Origin of the sequence: Virgibacillus sp. NKC19-3, from assembly GCF_019837165.1 — a bacterium.
Lineage (GTDB): Bacteria > Bacillota > Bacilli > Bacillales > Amphibacillaceae > Virgibacillus_L > Virgibacillus_L saliphilus.
In genome coordinates this window covers 1,711,857-1,733,975 of record NZ_JAGYHC010000001.1, presented here as the reverse complement: position 1 = coordinate 1,733,975, position 22,119 = coordinate 1,711,857, and the positions used below count along the sequence as shown (strand labels likewise).

The 22,119-nt window shown below is 39.2% G+C and carries 20 protein-coding genes; 7 read left to right on the top strand and 13 right to left on the bottom strand.

Annotation, left to right across the window (positions count from 1 at the left end; genetic code table 11):
* Window positions 1-14: 14 nt before the first annotated feature.
* The 3 genes from KFZ56_RS08340 to KFZ56_RS08330 form a co-directional block, all read right to left on the bottom strand.
* The gene (locus KFZ56_RS08340) at window positions 15-1,277 is read right to left on the bottom strand and encodes a restriction endonuclease subunit S (RefSeq protein WP_222641471.1); all 1,263 of its coding nucleotides are present in this window, start codon (window positions 1,275-1,277) and stop codon (window positions 15-17) included.
* A complete protein-coding gene (locus KFZ56_RS08335; protein ID WP_222641470.1) occupies window positions 1,277-3,841 on the bottom strand; it encodes a type I restriction-modification system subunit M in 2,565 nt (854 codons plus the stop codon). Before KFZ56_RS08335 ends, KFZ56_RS08340 begins: the two co-directional genes overlap by 1 nt.
* A 197-nt stretch (window positions 3,842-4,038) precedes the next feature.
* Window positions 4,039-4,767: an MBL fold metallo-hydrolase gene (locus KFZ56_RS08330; protein ID WP_222641469.1), complete on the bottom strand. Its 729-nt coding sequence runs from the start codon at window positions 4,765-4,767 to the stop codon at window positions 4,039-4,041.
* 98 nt (window positions 4,768-4,865) lie between these two features.
* On the opposite strand from KFZ56_RS08330, the gene yhfH reads away from it, so the two are divergent.
* Together yhfH and pepF are read left to right on the top strand one after the other, a co-directional pair.
* Window positions 4,866-4,994, top strand: coding sequence for a protein YhfH (gene yhfH, locus KFZ56_RS08325; protein WP_222641468.1), 129 nt, complete (start codon window positions 4,866-4,868; stop codon window positions 4,992-4,994).
* 202 nt (window positions 4,995-5,196) lie between these two features.
* Entirely contained in the window at window positions 5,197-7,011 is a 1,815-nt protein-coding gene (gene pepF, locus KFZ56_RS08320; protein WP_222641467.1) for an oligoendopeptidase F, read from the top strand.
* Window positions 7,012-7,219: 208 nt separating this feature from the next.
* On the opposite strand, the gene hemY is transcribed toward pepF, so the two are convergent.
* The 4 genes from hemY to KFZ56_RS08300 all read right to left on the bottom strand — a co-directional run bounded on the left by hemY (window position 7,220) and on the right by KFZ56_RS08300 (window position 12,946).
* Entirely contained in the window at window positions 7,220-8,623 is a 1,404-nt protein-coding gene (gene hemY / locus KFZ56_RS08315; RefSeq protein WP_222641465.1) for a protoporphyrinogen oxidase, read from the bottom strand.
* Window positions 8,623-9,558 carry a ferrochelatase gene (gene hemH, locus KFZ56_RS08310; RefSeq protein ID WP_222641463.1) on the bottom strand — a complete coding sequence of 312 codons (936 nt, stop codon included), beginning with the start codon at window positions 9,556-9,558 and terminating at the stop codon, window positions 8,623-8,625. The genes hemY and hemH overlap by 1 nt, the downstream gene beginning before the upstream one ends.
* A 22-nt stretch (window positions 9,559-9,580) precedes the next feature.
* A complete protein-coding gene (gene hemE / locus KFZ56_RS08305) occupies window positions 9,581-10,615 on the bottom strand; it encodes a uroporphyrinogen decarboxylase (RefSeq protein ID WP_222641462.1) in 1,035 nt (344 codons plus the stop codon).
* Window positions 10,616-10,720: 105 nt separating this feature from the next.
* On the bottom strand, window positions 10,721-12,946 hold the full coding sequence (locus KFZ56_RS08300; RefSeq protein WP_222641460.1) for a transglycosylase domain-containing protein: 2,226 nt from the start codon (window positions 12,944-12,946) through the stop codon (window positions 10,721-10,723).
* 145 nt (window positions 12,947-13,091) lie between these two features.
* On the opposite strand from KFZ56_RS08300, the gene KFZ56_RS08295 reads away from it, so the two are divergent.
* Window positions 13,092-13,601, top strand: coding sequence for an antibiotic biosynthesis monooxygenase family protein (locus KFZ56_RS08295; RefSeq protein WP_222641459.1), 510 nt, complete (start codon window positions 13,092-13,094; stop codon window positions 13,599-13,601).
* Between the two features lie 396 nt (window positions 13,602-13,997).
* Here KFZ56_RS08295 and KFZ56_RS08290 read toward each other — a convergent pair whose 3' ends face one another.
* The 3 genes from KFZ56_RS08290 to KFZ56_RS08280 all read right to left on the bottom strand — a co-directional run bounded on the left by KFZ56_RS08290 (window position 13,998) and on the right by KFZ56_RS08280 (window position 15,659).
* Window positions 13,998-14,477 (bottom strand): thioredoxin family protein, encoded by a 480-nt coding sequence (locus KFZ56_RS08290; protein WP_222641458.1) that lies wholly within the window; start codon window positions 14,475-14,477, stop codon window positions 13,998-14,000.
* Window positions 14,478-14,480: 3 nt separating this feature from the next.
* Window positions 14,481-14,912, bottom strand: coding sequence for a disulfide oxidoreductase (locus tag KFZ56_RS08285; RefSeq protein WP_222641457.1), 432 nt, complete (start codon window positions 14,910-14,912; stop codon window positions 14,481-14,483).
* A 111-nt stretch (window positions 14,913-15,023) separates the two neighbouring features.
* Window positions 15,024-15,659 carry a phosphatase PAP2 family protein gene (locus tag KFZ56_RS08280; protein WP_222641456.1) on the bottom strand — a complete coding sequence of 212 codons (636 nt, stop codon included), beginning with the start codon at window positions 15,657-15,659 and terminating at the stop codon, window positions 15,024-15,026.
* Window positions 15,660-15,802: 143 nt separating this feature from the next.
* Here KFZ56_RS08280 and KFZ56_RS08275 point away from each other — a divergent pair, with 143 nt between their 5' ends.
* Together KFZ56_RS08275 and KFZ56_RS08270 are read left to right on the top strand one after the other, a co-directional pair.
* Window positions 15,803-16,237 carry a ferritin-like domain-containing protein gene (locus KFZ56_RS08275; protein WP_222643945.1) on the top strand — a complete coding sequence of 145 codons (435 nt, stop codon included), beginning with the start codon at window positions 15,803-15,805 and terminating at the stop codon, window positions 16,235-16,237.
* 111 nt (window positions 16,238-16,348) lie between these two features.
* Window positions 16,349-17,518 carry a M20 metallopeptidase family protein gene (locus tag KFZ56_RS08270; protein ID WP_304956680.1) on the top strand — a complete coding sequence of 390 codons (1,170 nt, stop codon included), beginning with the start codon at window positions 16,349-16,351 and terminating at the stop codon, window positions 17,516-17,518.
* A gap of 42 nt (window positions 17,519-17,560) precedes the next feature.
* Here KFZ56_RS08270 and KFZ56_RS08265 read toward each other — a convergent pair whose 3' ends face one another.
* The gene (locus KFZ56_RS08265) at window positions 17,561-18,772 is read right to left on the bottom strand and encodes an ABC transporter permease (RefSeq protein ID WP_222641455.1); all 1,212 of its coding nucleotides are present in this window, start codon (window positions 18,770-18,772) and stop codon (window positions 17,561-17,563) included.
* Window positions 18,765-19,511, bottom strand: a complete 747-nt coding sequence (locus tag KFZ56_RS08260) for an ABC transporter ATP-binding protein (RefSeq protein WP_222641454.1) — start codon at window positions 19,509-19,511, stop codon at window positions 18,765-18,767. Before KFZ56_RS08260 ends, KFZ56_RS08265 begins: the two co-directional genes overlap by 8 nt.
* A 486-nt stretch (window positions 19,512-19,997) precedes the next feature.
* On the opposite strand from KFZ56_RS08260, the gene KFZ56_RS08255 reads away from it, so the two are divergent.
* Both KFZ56_RS08255 and KFZ56_RS08250 read left to right on the top strand, forming a co-directional pair.
* Window positions 19,998-20,429, top strand: coding sequence for an HIT family protein (locus KFZ56_RS08255; RefSeq protein WP_222641452.1), 432 nt, complete (start codon window positions 19,998-20,000; stop codon window positions 20,427-20,429).
* Window positions 20,430-20,610: 181 nt separating this feature from the next.
* Window positions 20,611-20,970: a YtxH domain-containing protein gene (locus KFZ56_RS08250; protein ID WP_222641450.1), complete on the top strand. Its 360-nt coding sequence runs from the start codon at window positions 20,611-20,613 to the stop codon at window positions 20,968-20,970.
* 130 nt (window positions 20,971-21,100) lie between these two features.
* On the opposite strand, the gene KFZ56_RS08245 is transcribed toward KFZ56_RS08250, so the two are convergent.
* On the bottom strand, window positions 21,101-22,063 hold the full coding sequence (locus tag KFZ56_RS08245; RefSeq protein WP_222641449.1) for a glycine betaine ABC transporter substrate-binding protein: 963 nt from the start codon (window positions 22,061-22,063) through the stop codon (window positions 21,101-21,103).
* Window positions 22,064-22,119 lie beyond the last annotated feature (56 nt).

Genomic DNA, 22,119 nt, shown 5'->3' with positions numbered 1-22,119 from the left:
TTACTCACTCCCATCTATACAAACATCTCATGTAAAAACGCTTGTTTCATCGCTTTTAGCTTTTCTAATTTTCGTTCAGCATTGGTGATTTTATCGTCTAGTTGTTTGAAAAACTTGCCGATTTTTTGTTGCTCCTTTAAATTTACTGGTACAGCAACTTTAAATTGTTCTAATGATTTTTGACTCACCCCTTTAGCTGTTCCACCACTGGACAATATAGATAGTTTTGCAAACGTTCTAGGTGAATGCAAAAGTACAGCAAGAAAATCGTCAGTAATCTTTTCGGGAATAACAACAAAGGCTATTGTCCGTTGACTTAATATATAGCCCCTATTATCAGGTACTTGTGCCACATTTCCCATAGGTGCCTCTGTCGTAAATAAAACCTGCCCCTTTTTTAATTCACTTCCTAGCATCCATTTATCATATAAATCTTGATTACCATAATAAGCATCAGCTTTAAAATCAATATAGCCATTTTTAACATTCAATGCAGATAAAGCAAGATATCCTATATCACTCCATTTTAAACCTAGTTTTTTTGGGGTTCTTCCTCGAAAATCAATAATTCTTTTTATGTTATCAAATAAATATCGTTCTTCCCACGCCCCCGTAAACCCTGCAAATCGTCTTTTCGGCACACATTCACCTTCAGCAGGAAACATTTCAGCAAGATAAGCAGATTTTAACGCTTTTACTTTCTCTACTTTACGTTGTTGGGTTCCAATCATCTCGTCTAGTTGCTTGAAAAAACTACCAATTCTTTGTTGTTCTTCAATACATGGAAAAAAAATCGGTATTTCTGACAAATCTCCTAAATAAATCCCAGATTGCGCTGAGTTTACTTGTTTATTTTTTAATTCCTTCTGAAATTCACTAGTGTTAATGATTGCATATAAGAACTCTGAAACAATTTTTTCATTTGGCCTAAGGTAAGCAACACTACGTTGAAATGTAAAGCCGACTGCATCATGAATAATTGCACTTTCCCCAATAGAGCCAACAATGGTTAATAAAACGTCACCTATTTTAAGTTCAAATGTTTTATGAATGGCTTCGTATTCAACTTCAGAAATTTTTCTATCAGAATCATCTATATGTATTTTCCCATTTTTTATATTCTTCGCACTTAAAAGGAAAACGCCATTCTCAACATTTTTATGTGTGCCATGAGTTCCATCTTTGATTAAATCAAGAGTCTTTTCTAACTTCCGTTCACTCCACTCATCCACAAACCCTGCAAACCTTCTCCTCGGTACTAATTTCCTTTGCTCCATTAGTCAGTCACCACCAATTGTTGCATCATTTCTTCAAAATCATTTTCTAATTGTTCACTTTCTTCTTCGATTGACGTTAATGTATTTGTATAGCGTTCTTGTAACATTTCAACCGCTTGAATCTCATTTTTTAATGGGGCTTCAATCAAACGAATCATTTTTTCCGTCACGTTCCCGAACCACTTTTCATACACAAGAAAATCAATTTCCTCATCTGTTAAGGCTAAAATACGGTCTTCTGTCTGCACTTTTAGTTCCTTTTCCGATGCTTTCACATCTTTATCTAACTTTGACTTTTCACTTATCATGTTTTCTACTGTTTTTAATAACGCATAAGCTGATGAGTCCTTTTTTGTCGCTTTTAATTCTGCCTTTACTCCACTAGCCGTAAATCCATCTTCATTTGCATTGAGTGCATCACTTAACGCAAATTCTTCTTCGCTCTCTTCCACTTTTGTAGCTTCAACTAATTCTGCCAATTGTGATTCAAATTCTTGTAACCGTTCCCTCTTCGATTCGATTTGAGCCAAATCATCTGCATACAAATGATTTTTAATTAAGTCATTCGGAACAATCATACCGACCCAACCATCTTGTTCGTTACGTTTCGTTTTGCCTGAACCTTTTGTCACCATATTCGGTTCACGTTTACGACCAACTGTATAAAAATCACTGTTTGCAATCTTCTCTGTATCTTCTATTAACATCTCCTCCCAAATTTCTGCAATAACTTGATAACCATCATACGTATTGACATGATTAAACAATGATAGAGTATTTTTAATATCCGTTAACATACGTTCTTTTACATCCGGTATATCACTTAGATCTGTGATATTTTTAAGCACTTCCCAATATCCATCCGTATATTCCTTTATACTTGCTTTCATTTCTTCCGCCTTTTTCTCGACACGGTCATCTTGTAAAACTACCTTCATCAGTTCATCAATTGTTTTTGTTAACGTAACATAGCCGGGACGAATCTCCTCTAGTGATTGCTCCAAAAGATTCGGTACTGTTTGCTGTAACACGTTTAATTGTTCAATGTCAGCACGTGGAATCCCACCATATAGATGTGCATCTACATTCTGTGCAATATCATCTTCAACCGAGTTAATATAACGGGGAATGTTTAAGTTATATTCATTTTCAATTATATCCTTTTGTTCTGCTAAATAGCTATATCCTTTTTCGGATTTACGTTCTGTATATATATCGACAATCTTCGCAATATCTTTTTCTTGTAAGACGTTTTGTTTTCCTACTTTAATAAAGCTTTTAGAAGCATCAATCATTAAAACAGGCGCACCAAGCTCACGATTCTTCTTCAAAATGATAACTGTAACTGGGATGCCTGTATTGGTAAACATTTTATCAGGCAAGCCGATAATCGTATCGATATAGTTCTTCTCTAATAACCGTTTCCGTATCTCACCTTCTGTCCCACCTCTAAACAACACACCATGTGGCAGAACGATTGCCATTGTTCCATTTTGACCCAGGTGAAACAATCCATGTAACAGGAATGCATAATCTCCTTTTGAATCAGGCGGGATGACACCTGCAACTTCAAACCGTGGGTCACTTACTTTTAGCTCTTCATTATTCCAATTTTTAGCGGAATATGGTGGATTCATTACCACCGAATCAAACAGTACCCCTTCATTTGGCCGCTGTGGATCTTCCGGCCAATCCTGTCCTAATGTATCCCCATTTTTAACAGTCATATTCTCAGGGCGTACTCCATGTAAAAGTAAGTTCATACGTGTTAGGTTATAGGTCGCTGTGTTTTTTTCCTGGCCATAATAATGAATATTTTTTTGTGCTTCTTCTGTTAGATGCTTTCCAACTGTTAATAATAACGAGCCTGAACCAACCGTTGGGTCATAAATGGACTTGATGCTTGATGTTTCCGCTACAATTCGTGCCATCACTTCACTTACTTGACGTGGCGTGTAGAACTCTCCAGCTTTTTTTCCTGACTCCATTGCAAATTGTCCAATTAAGTATTCATATGCGTCACCTAAAACATCACCTTTTTGTAAAGCAACCATATCTAAATCGACAAAAAGTAAAATGAGGGCCTTTATATTTTTACTACGTTCATTTAAATTGCTCCCTAAAGCCGTATCAGTCAAATCAAGTGTAGAATTAGCAAATAATCCCTTGAAATCATCAGAGTCATTTGAGATTGCAACTGTTCGTTCGAAGTTATTTAAACTATCTGTTACCTTTTGTACTTCAAAATCTCCCGTTTGAATATCCTGCAACCATGTTTGATATAAATAATCGGGCAGCACATAGTAACCTAACACATCACGAATCATTATTACTAAATCTTCTCCGTATTCTTTATAGGCTTCCCGATATGATTCAACCAATTCCGTTTCGTCATCTGTTTGCTCACCACTCGTTACTTTAAAAGCCTCTAACGTTTTATCACTTAGGAATTTATAGAACATTAAACCTAACATATAGTCTTTATAACGACTTGCATCCATTGATCCTCTTAATCTATTTGCACCATCCCAAAGTCTTCCTTTTATCTCTTCTGATGTAATCATTATTTATTCCCCTTGTATTTGCATTTTCTGGTGTATATCTGTTATTTCATATTTAATTGAATAAACCCTGTTTTTAGTTTTCATATCCTCTTTTAATAATGTATGCTGCATCCATTGTAATACTTATGGACCATAATCTCATTAAAAATATCTTTCCTATTACAGCTAAATTACTTTTTGTATTTATTATTGTAAAACTATCCCCACCGAAATCCTTCTTCCGCCAAATGAACAACACCCTTAAAATTCTGCTTTGCTTCCCCTACTAACTGCGACCTTTCTCCATACTGCGGCAAATGGCTTAACATCAATTCGCCTGCACTCGCTCTTTCAGCAATCATACCACCCTCTCGACTCGTCATATGACCCGCCTGCGAACCATCCTGCTCCGCATAAAAATTGCAATCCGTAATAAGCAAGTCCGCTCCCTTGGCAAAATCAATCCATTCCTCTTTAAAGCTGGTATCTGCAGTATAAACAAGCGTGCTCTTTCCATCGGTAATCCGCATGCCGTAACAGGCAACGGGATGATCCGTATGCAAAAAGGTAATCGAAAACGGTCCTAACTCCAGGGATGTGTTTGGATCATAAACCATTCCTTTGGTGTAATCATCTGTTAGTTTAGCAAAACCTTGTTTATCATCCGTATGGCCATAGATCGGCAATATTTCCTTATTCCCCAACGTGTAAGATTGTACGCGTTTGGCATATTGCAATACACCGATATCTGCAACATGGTCATGATGATAATGAGATAGGAGAACTGCATCGATATCGGAGACCTGTTTGTATGTTTGTAATTTGGACAAAGCAGCACTTCCTGCATCGACCAGCAACGCAAAATTATCTTTTTCAATTAAATACGCAGATGTTGCGCCATTTGGGGCAGGATAACCACCCCAGCACCCAATTACAGTTAATTTCATCGAAAAATCACTCCATTTTTTAAATTTGTTGTAACACACTGTTGACTAGATTAATACTGTTATAGTACAATGTTTTTAACAAGTCAAAGGGGATATCCATGATTAACGTTGTTGAATTTTTTAGAAACCTGCCTCGTAAAAAATGTGCACATTGCGGCCATGACATTCACGAAAAAGCTGATTGTTATATCAACCTATGTGACGATTGTGATCACCCAGCACGGTAATGAGTCTTTTCCTATTCACTGTACTATAACATGATACTTCCTATCAACAAACAGGGGAATCGTTCGGGAAACTTGGGAACGGTTCCCCTACTTTCTTCCCTCGCAAATAAAACAGAAAACTTGTATCATTCTTTTTGTTTTTCTATTGTTTTTATATTACAATTATTTAGAGCATCGAAATAATCGTGGAGGGGGAACGAAAATGACAACTACTTCAACGAAAAGATGGAGCCGCGACGAGGTTCCTGAAGAACAAAAATGGGACTTAACCGATTTATTTACGTCTGATGAGGCATGGGAGCACGAATTAGCCAAAGTCCAGGAGGATGTCAGTAATGTAACACAATTTAAAGGACAATTGGGTGCAAGTGCCGCGAACTTATTAAATGGTCTCACAGCCCAAGAGCAACTCGAAGAAAGGATTACCAGAGTAGCAACCTATGCTTCTTTAAAGTCTAGTGCTGATGGGACGAATCCTGACAATCAACGTGATTCGGCAAAAGTATCTTCAGCACTTGCAACGATTCAAACCAAACTATCCTTTGTGCAATCCGAACTATTACATCTTTCAAATGAAACAATGGATAAATTTTTACAGGACGAACCTAAGTTGCAAACTTATCAAAAAGCATTGCAGGACATAGCGGAGAAAAGGCCTTATACGCTTACGCCTGAACTCGAGGAAACATTAGCAGCACTTAGTGAAGTACATAATGCTCCATACATGATTTACGAGCGTAGCAAATCCTCTGATATGGAATTCGATTCAATTACTGGTGAAGATGGAGCTAAACTCCCAATGTCAGCTGCGTTATATGAAGATCGCTATGAATTCACTGCAGATACAAAGGCACGGCGTAATGCATATGATTCATTTATCAAAACATTAAAGCAGTATCAAAATACGTTTGCTGCAACCTATGCAACAGAAGTAAAAAAACAAGTTACGATGGCACGCTTGCGTTCCTATGAATCTGTAACAGATATGCTCCTGCAACCGCAACAGGTAACCAAAGATATGTATCACAATCAACTGGATGTTATACAACAGGAATTGGCTCCGCATATGCGCCGTTATGCAAAATTAAAACAGGAAAAGCTTGGCCTGGATAAGCTACATTTCAGCGATTTAAAAGCACCCCTGGATCCCGACTTTAACCCGGAAACGACGTACGAGGAAGCCACATCCACGATTTTGGAAGCACTCGAGGTAATGGGCCCTGAATATGTGGAAATAATGAAGAAAGCAATCCAAGATCGTTGGGTGGATTTCGCTGATAATGTAGGTAAATCAACCGGCGCATTTTGCTCAAGCCCATATGGTGTTCATCCGTATATTCTAATAACATGGACAGATACCATGCGTGGCGCTTTTGTCCTAGCACATGAATTAGGGCATGCAGGACATTTCTATCTTGCGGGTCAAAATCAATCACTCGTGAATACGCGTCCATCGACTTATTTTGTGGAAGCACCATCAACCATGAACGAAATGCTGTTAGCAAATCATTTACTCGCCAAAACCGATGACAAACGGATGAAACGCTGGGTTATCACACAACTGCTCGGCACGTACTACCATAATTTCGTTACCCATTTACTGGAAGGTGAATTCCAACGACGAATCTATAATTTAGCAGAAGCGGATACCCCACTCACTGCAACGGTTCTATCACAACAAAAATATGAAACACTGGAAAACTTCTGGGGGGATACGGTCACATTAGACGAAGGTGCAGGTCTTACGTGGATGCGTCAGCCGCATTATTATATGGGGCTATATCCATATACGTATTCTGCAGGTTTGACCGTATCTACTGCGGTTTCCCGTAAAATACAAACAGAAGGGCAACCAGCAGTCGATCGTTGGCTTGATGTACTCAAAACTGGCGGTACGAAAAAACCACTTGATCTTATCAAACAAGCAGGTGTCGATATGTCAAAACCTGACGCCATTAAAGAAGCTGTCGCCTTCGTTGGTTCGCTTGTTGATGAATTGGAAAAAAGTTATGAATAGATGATGTATTGAATGGCCGGAAAGACTTCTGGCCATTCTTTATTTCGTCTTAGCAGCTGTGTTCATTCGGGTGATGTTCTTGTATATTCGGGCGATGTTGCTTCAGAATCAAGTGTGCACTTATACAGGTAAGAAAGTATTTTATACTTTCTTACCTGTATAAAAAAATGACTCCAACCAAGTCAACTTTAGTTGGAGCCAGTCTTATTTACCTTTGCAAAAATTCTACCACTTCACGAGCACTCTTTTCACCTTGATCAATACAATCCGGAATCCCAACACCATCATAAGAACTTCCGGTTAAAATCACACCAGGCAAATGGGTTCTTGTCTGATTACGAATTGCTGTAATTCGTTCCAAATGCCCTACTGTATATTGTGGTCTTGCATCTTTCCAGCGTGTAATCACACTGAATTCCGGAACGGATTTTATTTTCATTGTCTTCCTTAAATCCTTCAAGACCATTTCGGTCAGTTCTGCATCAGACATATCTACAACAGACTGATCATTAGGTCTGCCTACATAACAACGCAATAACACTTTTCCATCCGGCGTCGTTGTCGGCCATTTTTTATGTGTCCATGTACATGCGGTAATTCGATAATCGCTGCTTCTGGATACAAGAAAACCTGTCCCGTCAATGTCTTTTTTAATCGCTGATTGGTCAAAAGCTAGAACAACATTTGCTGTTGACGTTGCCGGCATGGATTCGAGCGGTTTAAAGAAATCATATTGACTAAACATTTGTGGTACCGTGAAATGCGGGGTAGCCATGATAACAGCATCTGCTTTTTCCACTTCTCCATTGCTTAGTAAAAGATGGTAGCCATAATCCTTTTTCTCCACATGGTCTACTGCATGATTCACCGTTACAGTTCCTTCATCCAAATTCTCAGCAAGGCTATCAATTAACGTTTCAAGACCATTTTCAAACGAGAAAAAGGCACCAGTCGGATTTTTTTCCTTGCTTTTAGCTGGCTCTGGCATTGTTTTCTTTAAACCTTTCAACACACTGCCGTATTCTTGCTCTAGTTGATGAAAAATAGGATAAGTTGCCTTCAGGCTCAGTTCATCAATATCACCGGAATGAATTCCGGATAATAGCGGATCAATTTGATTGACTAGCAATTCATTTCCGAAACGACGTCGGAAGAAAGTACCAAGAGATTGGTCAGCTGTTTCTTTTCCTCTTGGTAAAATTAAGTCCATTAACGCTTTTCGCTTCCCTTTAGCGGAAATTAAATTGGAAGACAACAACGGACGTATATTTTTCGGGATTCCCATAAATGTTCCCTTTGGTATTTGATGCAATTTATTTTTCACTAAAATATAAGATTGACCGGTGGCATTTCGAATAACTTGATCCTGGAGCCCTAACTCATCAACAAGCTTTACTACAGGTTGTTTTCTTGCCAGTAATGAATCAGGACCCTGTTCAATAGTAAAGCCATCCCGTTTCATCGTTTTGATTTTTCCACCTAGTCGATGGCTTGCTTCCACTACTCTCACTTTATATGGCAGTCTTTGTTCTTTTATCTCTTTTTGTAAATAGTAAGCTGCAGTTAATCCTGTAATACCGCCACCTACAATAACAATATTTTTATATTTCATCACGCATCACTCGTTGCTTTTTTTAAAACAACATCAGCTAGTGTATCGATAAATTGCGGATGTACATTTGGCATTTCAGGTCGATAATAATTTGCCCCCAATTCATCACAGACAACTTTACATTCATAATCATTATCATATAAAACTTCCAAATGATCTGCAATAAAGCCAACAGGAGCATAAATAAATGAGCGATATCCTTTTTGTTCGTAAAGATCACGCGTTAAGTCCTGCACATCCGGTCCAAGCCATGGATCAGGCGTGTTACCTTCGCTTTGCCATCCGATTTCATAATTTTTAATAGCGGTTTTTTCAACAATTAATCTCGCAGTTTCAGCCAGCTGTTTGGGATATGGATCTCCATCTTGCAAGATTTTCTCCGGTAAACTATGTGCAGAAACAACTAATACAGCTTTTTCCTTCTCATCTGCAGGGATTTGCCGATAAACCCGATCAATTTGCATTGCCCAATAGTCAATAAATCCTGGTGCATTATACCAGCTCTCCACAGAAGTGAGTGTGACACCATGTTTTTCAGCTTCGTCATTCGCACGTTGATTATACGCCTTTACACTGAATGTAGAATAATGCGGTGCTAATACAATCGAAACAGCTTGCTCAACTCCATCTTTCGCCATTTCTTCTACTGCATCTTCAATGAAGGGTTCAATATGCTTTAGACCAATGTATGCTTTAAATTCGTATTCATCCTGTTTGGCATTAAGATTTTCTTCGATTGCTTTTGCCTGTTGTTCGGTAATTCTGGCTAATGGTGAGATACCACCTATTGCTTTATAGCGATCTTTCAAATCCTGCAATGCATCTTCATCAGGTTTTCTGCCATGACGGATATGTGTATAATAACGTTCAATATCCGCTTCCTTATATGGCGTTCCATACGCCATTACTAATAATCCTATTTTTTTTCTTCCCATTTTCAGCACCTCTTCATGAATATTATCTTTTAGAATACGTATGAATTAGTTTAGTCAACTTTTTCAATGTTTCTGGATGGACATCCGGTGTTACGCCATGCCCTAAGTTAAATATATGGTTCCCATCTTTCATACTGTCATCCAAAATTACCTTTGTTCGTTTCTCGATTGTTTCCCAATTTGTCAACAACAAAGCTGGGTCCAAATTACCTTGGAGAGTCTTTGTCACACCCATTTCACGTGCTTCCGTAATCGTTGTGCGCCAATCCAGGCCGATCACATCGACAGGCAAATCGTTCCATTCCAGCAATAAATGGCGTGCTCCTACCCCGAATAGGATCAATGGAACATCCAACTTCTGTAATTCAGAAAAGATTCTTGTCATAACCGGTTTTATAAACACACGGTAGTCAGCGGCATTTAATGCGCCTACCCACGAATCAAAAACCTGAATGGCCTTTGCTCCGGCTTCAACTTGTGCTTCTACATACGTTATCGTCATGTCTGCCAGTTTATCCATTAACGCAAACCACGCATCCGTATGGCGATACATGAAGGCCTTCGTTTTTCTATAATCTTTGGACGATCCGCCTTCTATCATATAGCTTGCAAGCGTAAAGGGAGCACCGCTGAAACCAATTAAAGGTACATCCAACTGTTCCTCTGTTAAAAGCTTAATCGTATCAAGCACATAGGGAACATCCGATCTTGGATTAATCATGCCTAGTTTTTCAACATCCTGATATTCGGTAATCGGATTATGAATAACTGGGCCGATTCCTGACTTGATTTCGACATCTACACCGAGTGCAGGCAATGGTGACATAATATCTTTATAAAGAATTGCTCCATCAACCCCGTAATTCTCAACAGGCAGACGCGTCACATATGCGCACAGTTCAGGCTGATGTGTGATTTCAAATAAGGAATATTTTTGTTTTAGTTCGCGATACTCCGGCTGTGATCTTCCAGCCTGACGCATGAACCATGCAGGCGTATAATCGACGGTTTCCCCCTTGTACGCCTTAATCAGTGTGTTGTTTATGCTTTTACCCATCTCATCATTCATCCTTTTTCTTACTTAACTCCCTTACTTACTATATCCATTTATATAATGACTGTACAGTAATGGCACATATTTGTCATGAATTTGTTTAAATTATCAAGGCAAGCTCACGGTACTTGACCGCTCCCCTTCCAATTTGGTTAATGGGTCGTAGGGAACAACGTAATACGTATTGGAACCGAAAAGTTCAAATGTATCTATTTCAAATTCAGTCTGTCCTTCTACTTCTCCCACTCGCTTATCTATCCCTTCCTGCTTGCGATAAACACGGTAAACGACGCGATCATCAGTTGATCCCTCCCACGTTAATTTCCCTTGAAGCAAAGAAGACCCAGGAGATCCGTTTCCAAATGAATAATCGGCATTCACATTTGTTATTTGAGGTAACTCGATGGGCTCCGGAAGTGCATCTACATCATCAGGTTTCGCAAAACTTTCTGTCAGTGCTTCCTGATTATCCATTTCCCTTAATATAGCTTTTGTCAGCCTTGTCGGATACTCACTTCCACCTGTTAAATATTGATCTTCACTCGCCTCATCATATCCCATCCATAATGCAGTCGTATACTCAGGTGTATAACCTACAAACCAAGCATCATTGGTCTCTCCTTCTACAAAAGCATGCTGTGTTGATCCGGTTTTCCCTGCAAGTGCCTTGTTGTAGTCACCATGTTTTGCCGTGCCACTTTCTACGGTATCCAATAGCATCTCTGTCATGTTCCACGCTACCTGGGGACTAAATACTTCATGCGAACTTGGACTGGATTCAACAATCATCTCATCATCCCGATCATAAATACGGTCAATCGTAGATGATTCAATCATGGATCCGTGACGAGCAAACATACCATAGCTTTCCATGAGTTCAATGGGAGTTAGACCTTCACTTAATCCTCCTAATGCAATCGATAAACCATCATCCTCTAAGTTGATGCCCAATTGCGCAAGATACTCTTTGGAATAGTCTACGCCTATTTGATCAAGCAACCATACCGCAGAAGTGTTTTTGGATGTTCGCAAAGCATCATACATCGTTACCATATCCTCGTATTGATCATCGACATTTGTGACTGTATAATCATCATAGTCCATTTGTCTATCAGGTATAAGTGTAAATGGCGTGTATTCTTGCGTCATCGCCGGACCATATACTGCGATAGGCTTCATCGTAGAACCCGGTTGTCTTGTCACTGTTGTCCGATTCAAATCGCCTATCTGATAATCTCTGCCACCAATAGCTGAGATAATTTTGCCGGTTTCCTGTTCCATCATAACAAAGGCACCTTGAGTTCCTTCCGTATTTCCTGGAAAGTAATCCTCATTCTGAAATTGTTCATAGGCAGTTTGCTGTGCACCTTCATCCATATTTACAATGACCCGGTACCCCCCACGTTTTAGTTCATTAACGGATAATTCATGTTTATCAGCAGCTTCCTTCATGGCAAGGTCAACATAGCTATCCACCCATGGATTCGATTCTCTTTCCTCAACATCCAGGTCTAAGGGTTTTTCTTGCTCTTGAACCCGTTTATCCGTTGAAATAGCACCTGTTTCTTCCATGGCATTTAGCACAACATTTCTTCTGTCTAATGCTTTTTCCGCATGGTTGATGGGGGAGTAGCCATTCGGCGCCTTCGCAAGCCCGGCCAAAAGCGCCCCTTCCGCAACACTTAAATCATCAACGGGTTTGGAGAAAAAGTAATTGGAAGCTGTTTCCACTCCATAAATACCTTCCCCAAAGTACATATCATTCAAGTACAATTCTAATATTTGATCTTTTGAATATTTACGTTCCAGATTTAACGCAGCCATGACTTCCTTCGTTTTACGCGCCCATGTTTTGTCATTCGTTAAAAATAAATTCTTGGCAACTTGCTGTGTTATTGTACTAGCACCTTCTACCTTATTCATCGCTAAAATGTTCTGGAAAACGGCACGGAATACGGATCTAAAATCAATCCCTCCATGATCATAAAACCGCCTATCCTCAATAGAAGTAAATGCATGTTGAACATGTTCCGGTATCTTTTCCAACGAGACGGGAGTACGATTTTCATCATATAATTTGCTGATAACTTCTCCATCGGTTGTTTCAATCACAGTCGTCGCGTCCAGCACTAAATCTTCCTCATCGACAATCCATTCTCCACCAACTAAAATCGTACCATATCCGGTCAATCCTAGGATTAATATAATTCCAATTGTAATCAGAAAGATTTTAAGTCTACAGGGTAGGCGCCGTTTCTTATTCTCGAAAGCTTTATGCTTTTTATGTTTATCAGATCGTTTTGGTCCTTCAAATCTCCTGTATTCATTATCCATTTGTTCACCTCTGCACATTAACACACCCATTATACGACAATTTTCTACAGTTCGAAAGTCACACATCTTCACAGGTTGCAAGTTGATCATGTATCCCTCTATGAGGTACGATGAATTTAATTCAATGTTGAGAGGGGAATGGAATATGAAAGCATTTATGACAATTGGGACGGTTGATTTCCTGCAAAAAATCGCAGCTAAACATGAGGAAATTCACATTTACTTCATGAATAGCAAGGAAGGAACACTAGCTTATTATGAAGATGAATCCAAGAACATTTTTTCATCGGGAAAAGCATATGAAATCATCATTGGCAGTGGCTACATGGAAGAAAAAGGGTATGTCGTCATGAATAATATTCCTGTAACAGATGACGGAAAAGCTATCTTTGAAGACCGCTTTAAAAACCGACAAAATGTCGCCGATAAGATGCCCGGATTTCAAGCCTTTCGCTTTTTGCGACCTATGAAAGGGAATACGTATGTTGTGCTAACACAATGGAAGTCCGAAAAAGACTTTGAGAACTGGAAAAACTCCGAAGCATTTAAAAAAGCCCATCAGGGACAAGCCAGCAAACCACCCGCATATTTCCCGAACAAACCGTTTATCACAACTTACCATATGCATGAGCCGGAGGAAGATGAGGATCAATAGCTAAAAGCTAACTAGCTGCCTAGTTAGCTTTTTTATTTAAGGTTCTTTTCATAAGGATTGTTTCTTTTAAATCTTATGTGATATAAAATGAGACGCAAGTGCTACAAGTATTTCCTATAATCGCCGTTCGGGATCGCTCCGGGTGGATGCGCATCCTTAGGGCACGGCTTCAGCCTCCTCGAGAAAACCGCTCTGCGGGGTCTTCAGACACGTGCTATTCCCGCAGGAGTCACCACCCTGCGCTCGCCCGAACTGGAGAGGCGGTTTGAAATTTTTAATAGTGATTATGAACAATTTAGCGGTATCCAAGCACTCAACTATCATTAGAACAACAAACTTTACCTGAAAGAGAATTGTCATTACGTCGCTGTTTTATATCTTTTGTGTCACAGCCTTTTAATTCAAAACATATTGATCGAAAAATGATTCGTACTCCTCTTCAGGATGCTGACCTACTAAACGTGCAACCTCTTCTCCACTTTCATAATGTACTAACGTTGGTGTTGATTCAATACCGTATTCCATCCCTTCTTGACCAAATTCCAACAAGTTGAATTTTTTCATATCCACGTCCATATCTTCAGCTAGTGGAGCCAAGTAAGGAGTTGTTTGTTGACAATAGGAGCAATCCGGGCTGTAAAAATAAACCGTAACTTCTTCTCCATTGTCCATCGTCTCACTTAGTTCGTCAGGCAAAACCTGGTTGTCATAATTTGGATCATCTAACTGATCAATGGTTCCCTGTTCTAAATCAGTTGTTCCATACGGATTATCCACATTTTCGACCGTTTGATTATTCTGGTAACTCGTGACAAAGTATAACGCAACAAATAATACGATGATGATGCCACCAAAGATAAACAATTTCTTCTTCATACATTAATTCCCCCTTGTTGTTTTTAGAAGCATAAGATGTAATACAAAAATAATAATAAATGCGAGTCCGGCTAAGAACGGAATCGTAATAAAACCAAAGTAGTTCACATATGCTGCATTACATGGTACAAGGCCACAAGCGTCCCCTGCTTCTTGCAATGCGGGTAACTTTTGAATCAAATAGTGATAAGCGGAAACAAACATACCGATCCCACTTAAAATCAAACCTGGTAAAGCAATGGAAATGTCCTTTTTAATCGCTGCTACGCCATATATAATAACTAACGGATACATGAAAATTCGTTGTACCCAACAAAGTTCACACGGAATATATCCCATCACCTCTGAATAAAACAAACTACCTGAAAGAGCAATAAATGCTTGTACCCACATCAGTAATAACAGGTTTTCTCCCTTTTTGGTCATTTTCCCCATCTACAAACAAATCCTCTCTTATCGATTACCCTCATAGTATACAAATATTACGGAAATAAAACAAAAACCTTGCTTAAAAAAATAGGCTACTGTGACTATTTCTTGAATTTTTTACCTGCGCTGCTTCTGAATACATTCATACAGGTAAATGAATCCTATCAAACAAAGAAAGCCAATAAAAAAACCGGAAACAACATCTGTTACATAATGCACGTTAATGAGATAACGACTGATGCCAATGAGAAAAACAACAAACGCAAAACAAAATTGTGTAACGAATACAGCTCTGGATGAGGCTAACTGTTTCACAAGAAAATAGGACAATAAACCATAACAAACCATTGCTATCATCGCGTGTCCCGACGGAAAGCTATACCCTTCTGCATTAGCTGCTTCCAGAATACTCGGTCTTTCTCTTTTAACCATTTCCTTTATTAGTAAATTTAACAAATGGCTCATCAGGGTTCCCCCACTGAAAATCAACGCTGGAAACCAGTCCTTAAAAACCCGCCACAAAATAAGAGCCATTATAATCGTAAATGGCAGCAGAAAGGACCAAGAACCAAATTCAGTCATGACTCGAGAAAAGGTATATATCCAGGAATCTTCCAGACCCGCCACAAGACCATATGTCCACCGATCCACATATGGAACATCTCCACTAAGGATCCTTCCTATCCATCCTCCTACGACAAAGAGCATCAATACGAACAGGCAAAAAATAAAAAGTACCCACTTATTTTTCATATCATCTGGCCCCTCTCTATATAAATAATAGCTTAAATTATGTTTGAAAAAAAATATAAGGGGAAAATAGTAAATGTAAAAGTAGTATATGAAACAAAAAATTTAAAAAGGCGGGGATTATGATGAGTAACGAAGTACTTAAAATGGATAAAAGCTTGCAAAATTTAATTGATGGATTAAATGAGGATTTGGCACATGAATATGGAGCTGCAATTCAGTATACGTATAGTGCCTCTGTCGTTTCAGGCTTATACCGTTCTGCACTAAAGCCGTTTTTCGAATCAGAAATCTCAGATGAGATGGGACATGCTTTATATTTATCCGAAAAAATTAGCGCACTTGGTGGCACACCGACAACAGCTTCTGCTGAAGTGCCACGGCCAACGGAAGTGAAGGATCTTTTAGAAGCATCCCTTCAAGCAGAATCAGATACAATTGACCGATATGAAAAACGTAGAAAACAAGCAGATGAATTAGGTTTTACAGAGCTAGTTGTAAAACTGGAAGATATCATTGCTGATGAAACCAATCACAAAGAAGAAATTGAACGCTTGTTAGATGATCCTAGACTATCTTAATAAAATTTGTCATAGATGTCCCATCCGGGGCATCTTTTTATTTTTGGTCCCCCATTTCCATCAAAAGTGTTATACTAGCTTCATCATCAATTAACAAAAGGAGGACCATCATTGCTTAAAAACATACATGAATCCATTGATAATTTATACCCTGAAATGGTGGAAATAAGACGATACTTACATCAACACCCGGAACTTTCCTTTCAAGAGACCGAAACCGCAAATTATATTGCAACCTTTTATGAAAAGTTAGGGATACCTTATCAAACAAAGGTTGGTGGCAATGGGATAATTGCAACATTGAAAGGAGGAAAACCCGGAAAAACAGTCGCGCTGCGAGCTGACTTTGACGCCCTTCCCATCCAAGATGAAAAAGATGTACCGTACAAATCAAAAGTGGATGGCGTAATGCATGCATGTGGGCATGATGGGCATACAGCTACATTGCTTACACTTGCAAAGGTAATGAAAGAATACCAGGAAGAGCTGCCGGGTACAATTGAATTCCTGCATCAGCATGCAGAAGAATATGCACCAGGTGGAGCGAAACCGATTGTCGATTCTGGTGCGATTGATCACGTCGACGCTGTTTTTGGTACACATCTCTGGGCAACAACGCCTCTTGGTGTTTTGGAAACATCTAAAGATGTTTTCATGGCTGGTGCTGACCGGTTTGAGATCGTCATTCAAGGTCAAGGTGGGCATGGAGCCTACCCACATGAAACAAAGGATGCGATTGTTCTTGGATCTGATGTGATCTCACATCTCCAGCAAATTGTGAGTAGGCGCGTAGACCCACTTGAAACTGCCGTTGTAACGGTTGGAATTTTTGAAGCTGGCAATGCTTTCAATGTTATAGCGGATCAGGCAAAATTAGTCGGTACAGTTCGGTACTTGAATCCAGACATTCAGGAAAAAATCATTGCCGAAATGGAGAAAGTAATCAAAGGAATATGTGTAACGAATGATGCTTCTTATACCTTTGATTACGTCAAAGGATATCCACCATTAGTAAATCACAAAAATGAAGCAGAGCTAGTACTTGAAGCGAGCAAAGAAGTGGAAGAAATTCATAAAGCCGAGGAAGTGGTTCCGGTAATGGGGGGAGAAGACTTCGCTTATTACACCTTACAAAAACCGGGAGCGTACTTTTTCACTGGAGCAAATCTTGATGGCAACCCTTACCCGCACCATCATCCGAAATTCGATATTGACGAACGCGCACTACCTATTGCCGCTAAAACATTGATTCAGGCCTATTTTGCATACCAAAGGAAATAAAACTAATACTAAAGGAAGCCCCAGCGTTGGAGCTTCCCTTTTCTACGTAAGTTTGCGTTTCACATATCCATTCATAAAAAGATACGTAAACACCGTCCCACTTATTAAGGCAATTATGAATCCGGTATATTCCTGCATGATTAGGAACAGCAAAGAAAATAATACGGTTTGAAAAAGCGTTAGCTGAAACAATAATTTAATCAAAGCCTGTTGCCGAATATCTTTGCCTACCGGGTAAATATCAAGCCACATCGTGGTCCGATGATGCTGATATAATGTCATCATCTGGAAACAACTCAAATACAAGAATAGCAGTACAAACAAGACTTGCACCCAGACATTAGGAATGAAATAAATAAACAACCCGCCGATGATAAACAATCGAATGTACATCCCTAAATAATCCCCACTGCGTACAAACGTAATACGATATAAATAGTCAAATGTATAGCTTTGTGCAAAAGGAATTCTGCTTACGATAGATACAAGCCAATGTCGCTTTTTAATTCGATTCTTCAAATGAGGGACATCCGCAAACATATTGGCAATCCGATAAAAGGACTGCATCCGAAGTTGGTCCTTTTCCACTAATAGATCCCAAACGACTCCTGGTTGCTTCCTGGAAACATAAAAGTCATACAGAAATAATCCCGCAAATAATACTGTCGTTATCCCTGCCAGCAGCATATCTCCCTGAGTAATAAAGTAGAATACAGTCATATTTAGCAATGTACGAACCGTCAGATCTATTTGCCTTATTCCTGGTTCTCTTATTTTAAGCATCCACCAATTTGCCATAAGGTTCCCCACTTTAAAGATAAGAACAATAGCAATCATAAGTAAATACATATTTCCAGATCGCTCAGGAAACGAAGCGAAATATAATGGCCCAAGTGCAGCAACAAGGAGCAACACGACGTATAGCTGAATCACAAAACTATATATAAGGGCATTACGAAAATAAGCATGCATTTTATTTTCAGCAGCGATAAGAAAAACCAGATCAGGTTCCTTTAATAGTGTTCGAACAGGACTGTAGCTTACCAATAAGCCAAGCAGCACACCAATGATCAACGAAGTAGGGAAATCTTCCGGAAGACGTGCTAACCACTGCTGGTAATAGACAGCGACGGCGGAAATAAAGAAAAATAGTGCAATCATCAAATGTCCATTTAACATATAACGTAAATAACGGCTCAATTCTTTCATATGCGCAGAAAGACGCTGTTTAAAAAATGCTTGAGAATTAAACATGGCTATCTTCTTCCTTCGTTAATTGCACGTATAAATCATCCAACGTAGCATGCGGCATATTGAAATCTTCCCGAAGCTCTTCCAATGTTCCATTTGCTCGGATTAAGCCATCATGCAAAATAATAAAACGATCGCAATAACGTTCTGCAGTAGCTAAAATATGCGTAGACATCAATACACCGGATCCATTATTTTTCATCTCGTCCATTAATTGTAGGTACGATTGAATTCCCAACGGATCTAAACCAACAAATGGTTCATCCACAATATATAAAGGTGGCTCGATCAGAAACGCGCACATAATCATTACCTTTTGCCGCATCCCTTTCGAAAAATGGACAGGAAACCAGTTTAATTTTTTCTCCATTCGAAATTCCTTTAAGAGCGGCGTCAATCTTTTTTCAAAATCTTTTTCAGCAATATCATAAGCCATTGCTGTTAAGCGAAGATGTTCATAAAGCGTTAATTCATCGTACAATATCGGCATCTCCGGGATATAAGCCAGCTGATTTCGATACGATGCGGGGTTGTCTGTGAATGTTTGTCCATTAATCGCCACCGTTCCTTTTTTAGCGTGCATCAAGCCAATAACATGTTTAATGGATGTACTCTTCCCGGCACCGTTCAAGCCAATCATCCCAACAATTTCCTTTGGATAAACATCAAACGAAATGCCATGTAAAACATTTTTATGCGTATATCCCCCGTAGAGGTTTTCAATATGTAACAATGGTTCCACAATGTTTCCTCCCAGCTTTCATCACTTATACTAAATTTTATCACCTTTTACATCCCAATACCAAAAGAAACTGTCCACTTCTTTTCGACATTTTTTAATCTGTACGTATAAAAAAATAAAATCGGTTCAAACTAAGGACTGAAGAAGCGAGGATAGTCACTGCAAGTAATTCGTGTCAACCACAAATGAGGTGTTAGTGATCGGCATTTCTATAATATAAAACACTTTTGCCAGGATAGTCTCCATTCATGCTGAGACGCTGACAAAACTGTTTTTGTAAACCAAATAAAGTTAAGTAGCGAATGCAATTTAACAGTATTGTTTACGAAATGTCCAGAAGCGTAAATATTACGATCCTCCTTCTTCTTAAGGCAGGCTGACCCGCACAATATGCGGGTTATGCCTGTTTAATAGTGTATAGCTTTACATTCCACCTCCTTTCTATATACAATTAGTATATAGAATAAGAAGGAGTGGTGAGCGTTAATGAGTCATAATGATTGTATTTTTTGTAAAATTCTTGATGGGGAAATCCCTTCAGCCAAAGTGTATGAAGATGAGTTCGTGTATGCTTTCCTTGATATTAGCCAAGTAACGAAAGGGCATACACTCGTAATTCCAAAAACACACACGAAAAATATTTATGAAACTCCCCCGGAAGTTGCCAGGGAATTATTTGCTCGTGTTCCCAAAATCGCCAGCGGCATTAAAGACGTTTATAAACCAATTGGCATGAATTTACTAAATAATAATGAAGAGCCTGCAGATCAATCCGTATTCCATTTACATATCCATGTTATTCCGCGTTACGGAGATGGAGATGGTTATTCATCCAATTGGACCGTGCATACGGACAACTATTCATCAGAAGATTTGCAGCAAATGGCTAAGGAAATTAAAGACACAATTGAATCCTGAAATCCCTGTATCTGAAAATTAGTACTTATTATTGACGAAACTATCTGGTATAATAAAAGCAGCTGGAAATCTATAAAACCTCTGGCACACCGTATGTCAGAGGTTTTTTTCAAAAAAGATGTTTGATCATAGCTAAAAAGAGAAATAGATATAAAAAGTAGCGTGAAGGGAGCATATTTTTATGTCAAAAGGCAAATCATTTGTACTTGGATTTATGGTTGGAGGTGCAGTAAGCGCCGCTGCTGCTTTGCTAAGTACCCCAACATCCGGTAGTGAATTGCGCGGACGGGTTAGAGAGCAAGGTACAGAAATGAAAACATTAATCAATAACTTAAAGCAAGACGGACTGCGCCTAAGGAACCAAATCACCGAAACTTCAAAAGAAGGAGCCGTATTAATCAAAGAGCTTACCAAGGAAATGAAAAAATCGGTAACAGAATGGAAGGAAACAGTAGAACCTCATCAGGATAACATCTATCAGTACCTTGAACAGATCGAAACAAGTTTAAAAGACCTTGAAGATAAGGTTAAAAAGCAATAGAAAATCAGGAAGCATCCACTTCTATCAAATAGGTTCTGATTTTAAAGTATCCTACTTCCATGAATCAAGACAGTAATAAAGCTGCCTCATCTTAAGATGAGACAGCTTTATTTTTTCAATCATTCATGTTTTATTCGCCAAGACCTTCTGTCCATTTTTCAACAAGGTCAGGATTGTCTTCAATGAATTGGCTTGCTGCTTCTTCTTCGGTAGCTCCATCGTTCACAGCTACAAGCAGCTCCGTCTCCATTTCTTCGTCATAGTCTTCTGTAAAACGCTGAATGAATTCATATGCTGCCGGTGAATCTTCTTCAAAGCTTGTGTGTGCTACAGCTCCGATTCGGTCACCTTCACCACCATACACTTCTTTAGGGTCTTCAAGCATTTTTAGATCAAATTCTGAAAACATCGAATGTGGTCTCCAGCCTGTTACAATAATTGGCTCTTCATTTTGAATTTTTGACTGCAATTCAGATAGCATACCTGCTTCAGAACTTGACTGAAGTTCCCAGTTGTCCAATCCATATTCCTCTAGAGCATTCTCGGTACTATTCATAACACCAGCACCAGGATCGATACCTGTAATCGTCCAATCAAGTGCTTCACCTAGCTCTTCGTTGTCTTTAAGATCTTCAATCGAATTAACATCTTCCATATAAGATGGAACTGTCATAGACAGTGGTGCTTTCTCTACGAATACACCGATCTCTTCCGTGTCATCATCATATTGCTCTTGATACTCCTGATGTGTAACTGGAAGCCATGAAGCCGTCATAAACGATGCATCATCCTGAGCAACACTGGTCCACATCGCACCACCTTCAACTTGTGTGGCTTCAACATCGTAACCAATTTCCTCCAATAGCTCTTGGATTAAAGGCGTACGTACCAACGCACCTGCCCAAGAAACGTAAGTTAACTCAAGATCTGATTCACCAAGTTCAACGCCGCCATTGCCGTCACCGCCATCGCTGCCGTTGTCGCCGGAGTCGTTGTCACTTCCCTCTTCACTATCTCCGCCGCCACATGCTGCAAGTACCATAACAAGCACAAGCGCGACAGCTAAGCCTAACACTCTAAATTTCTTAATCATAAGAAATTGACCTCCTTTAATATAATATTTATTTATATGTTCGGAATCTGCACCAT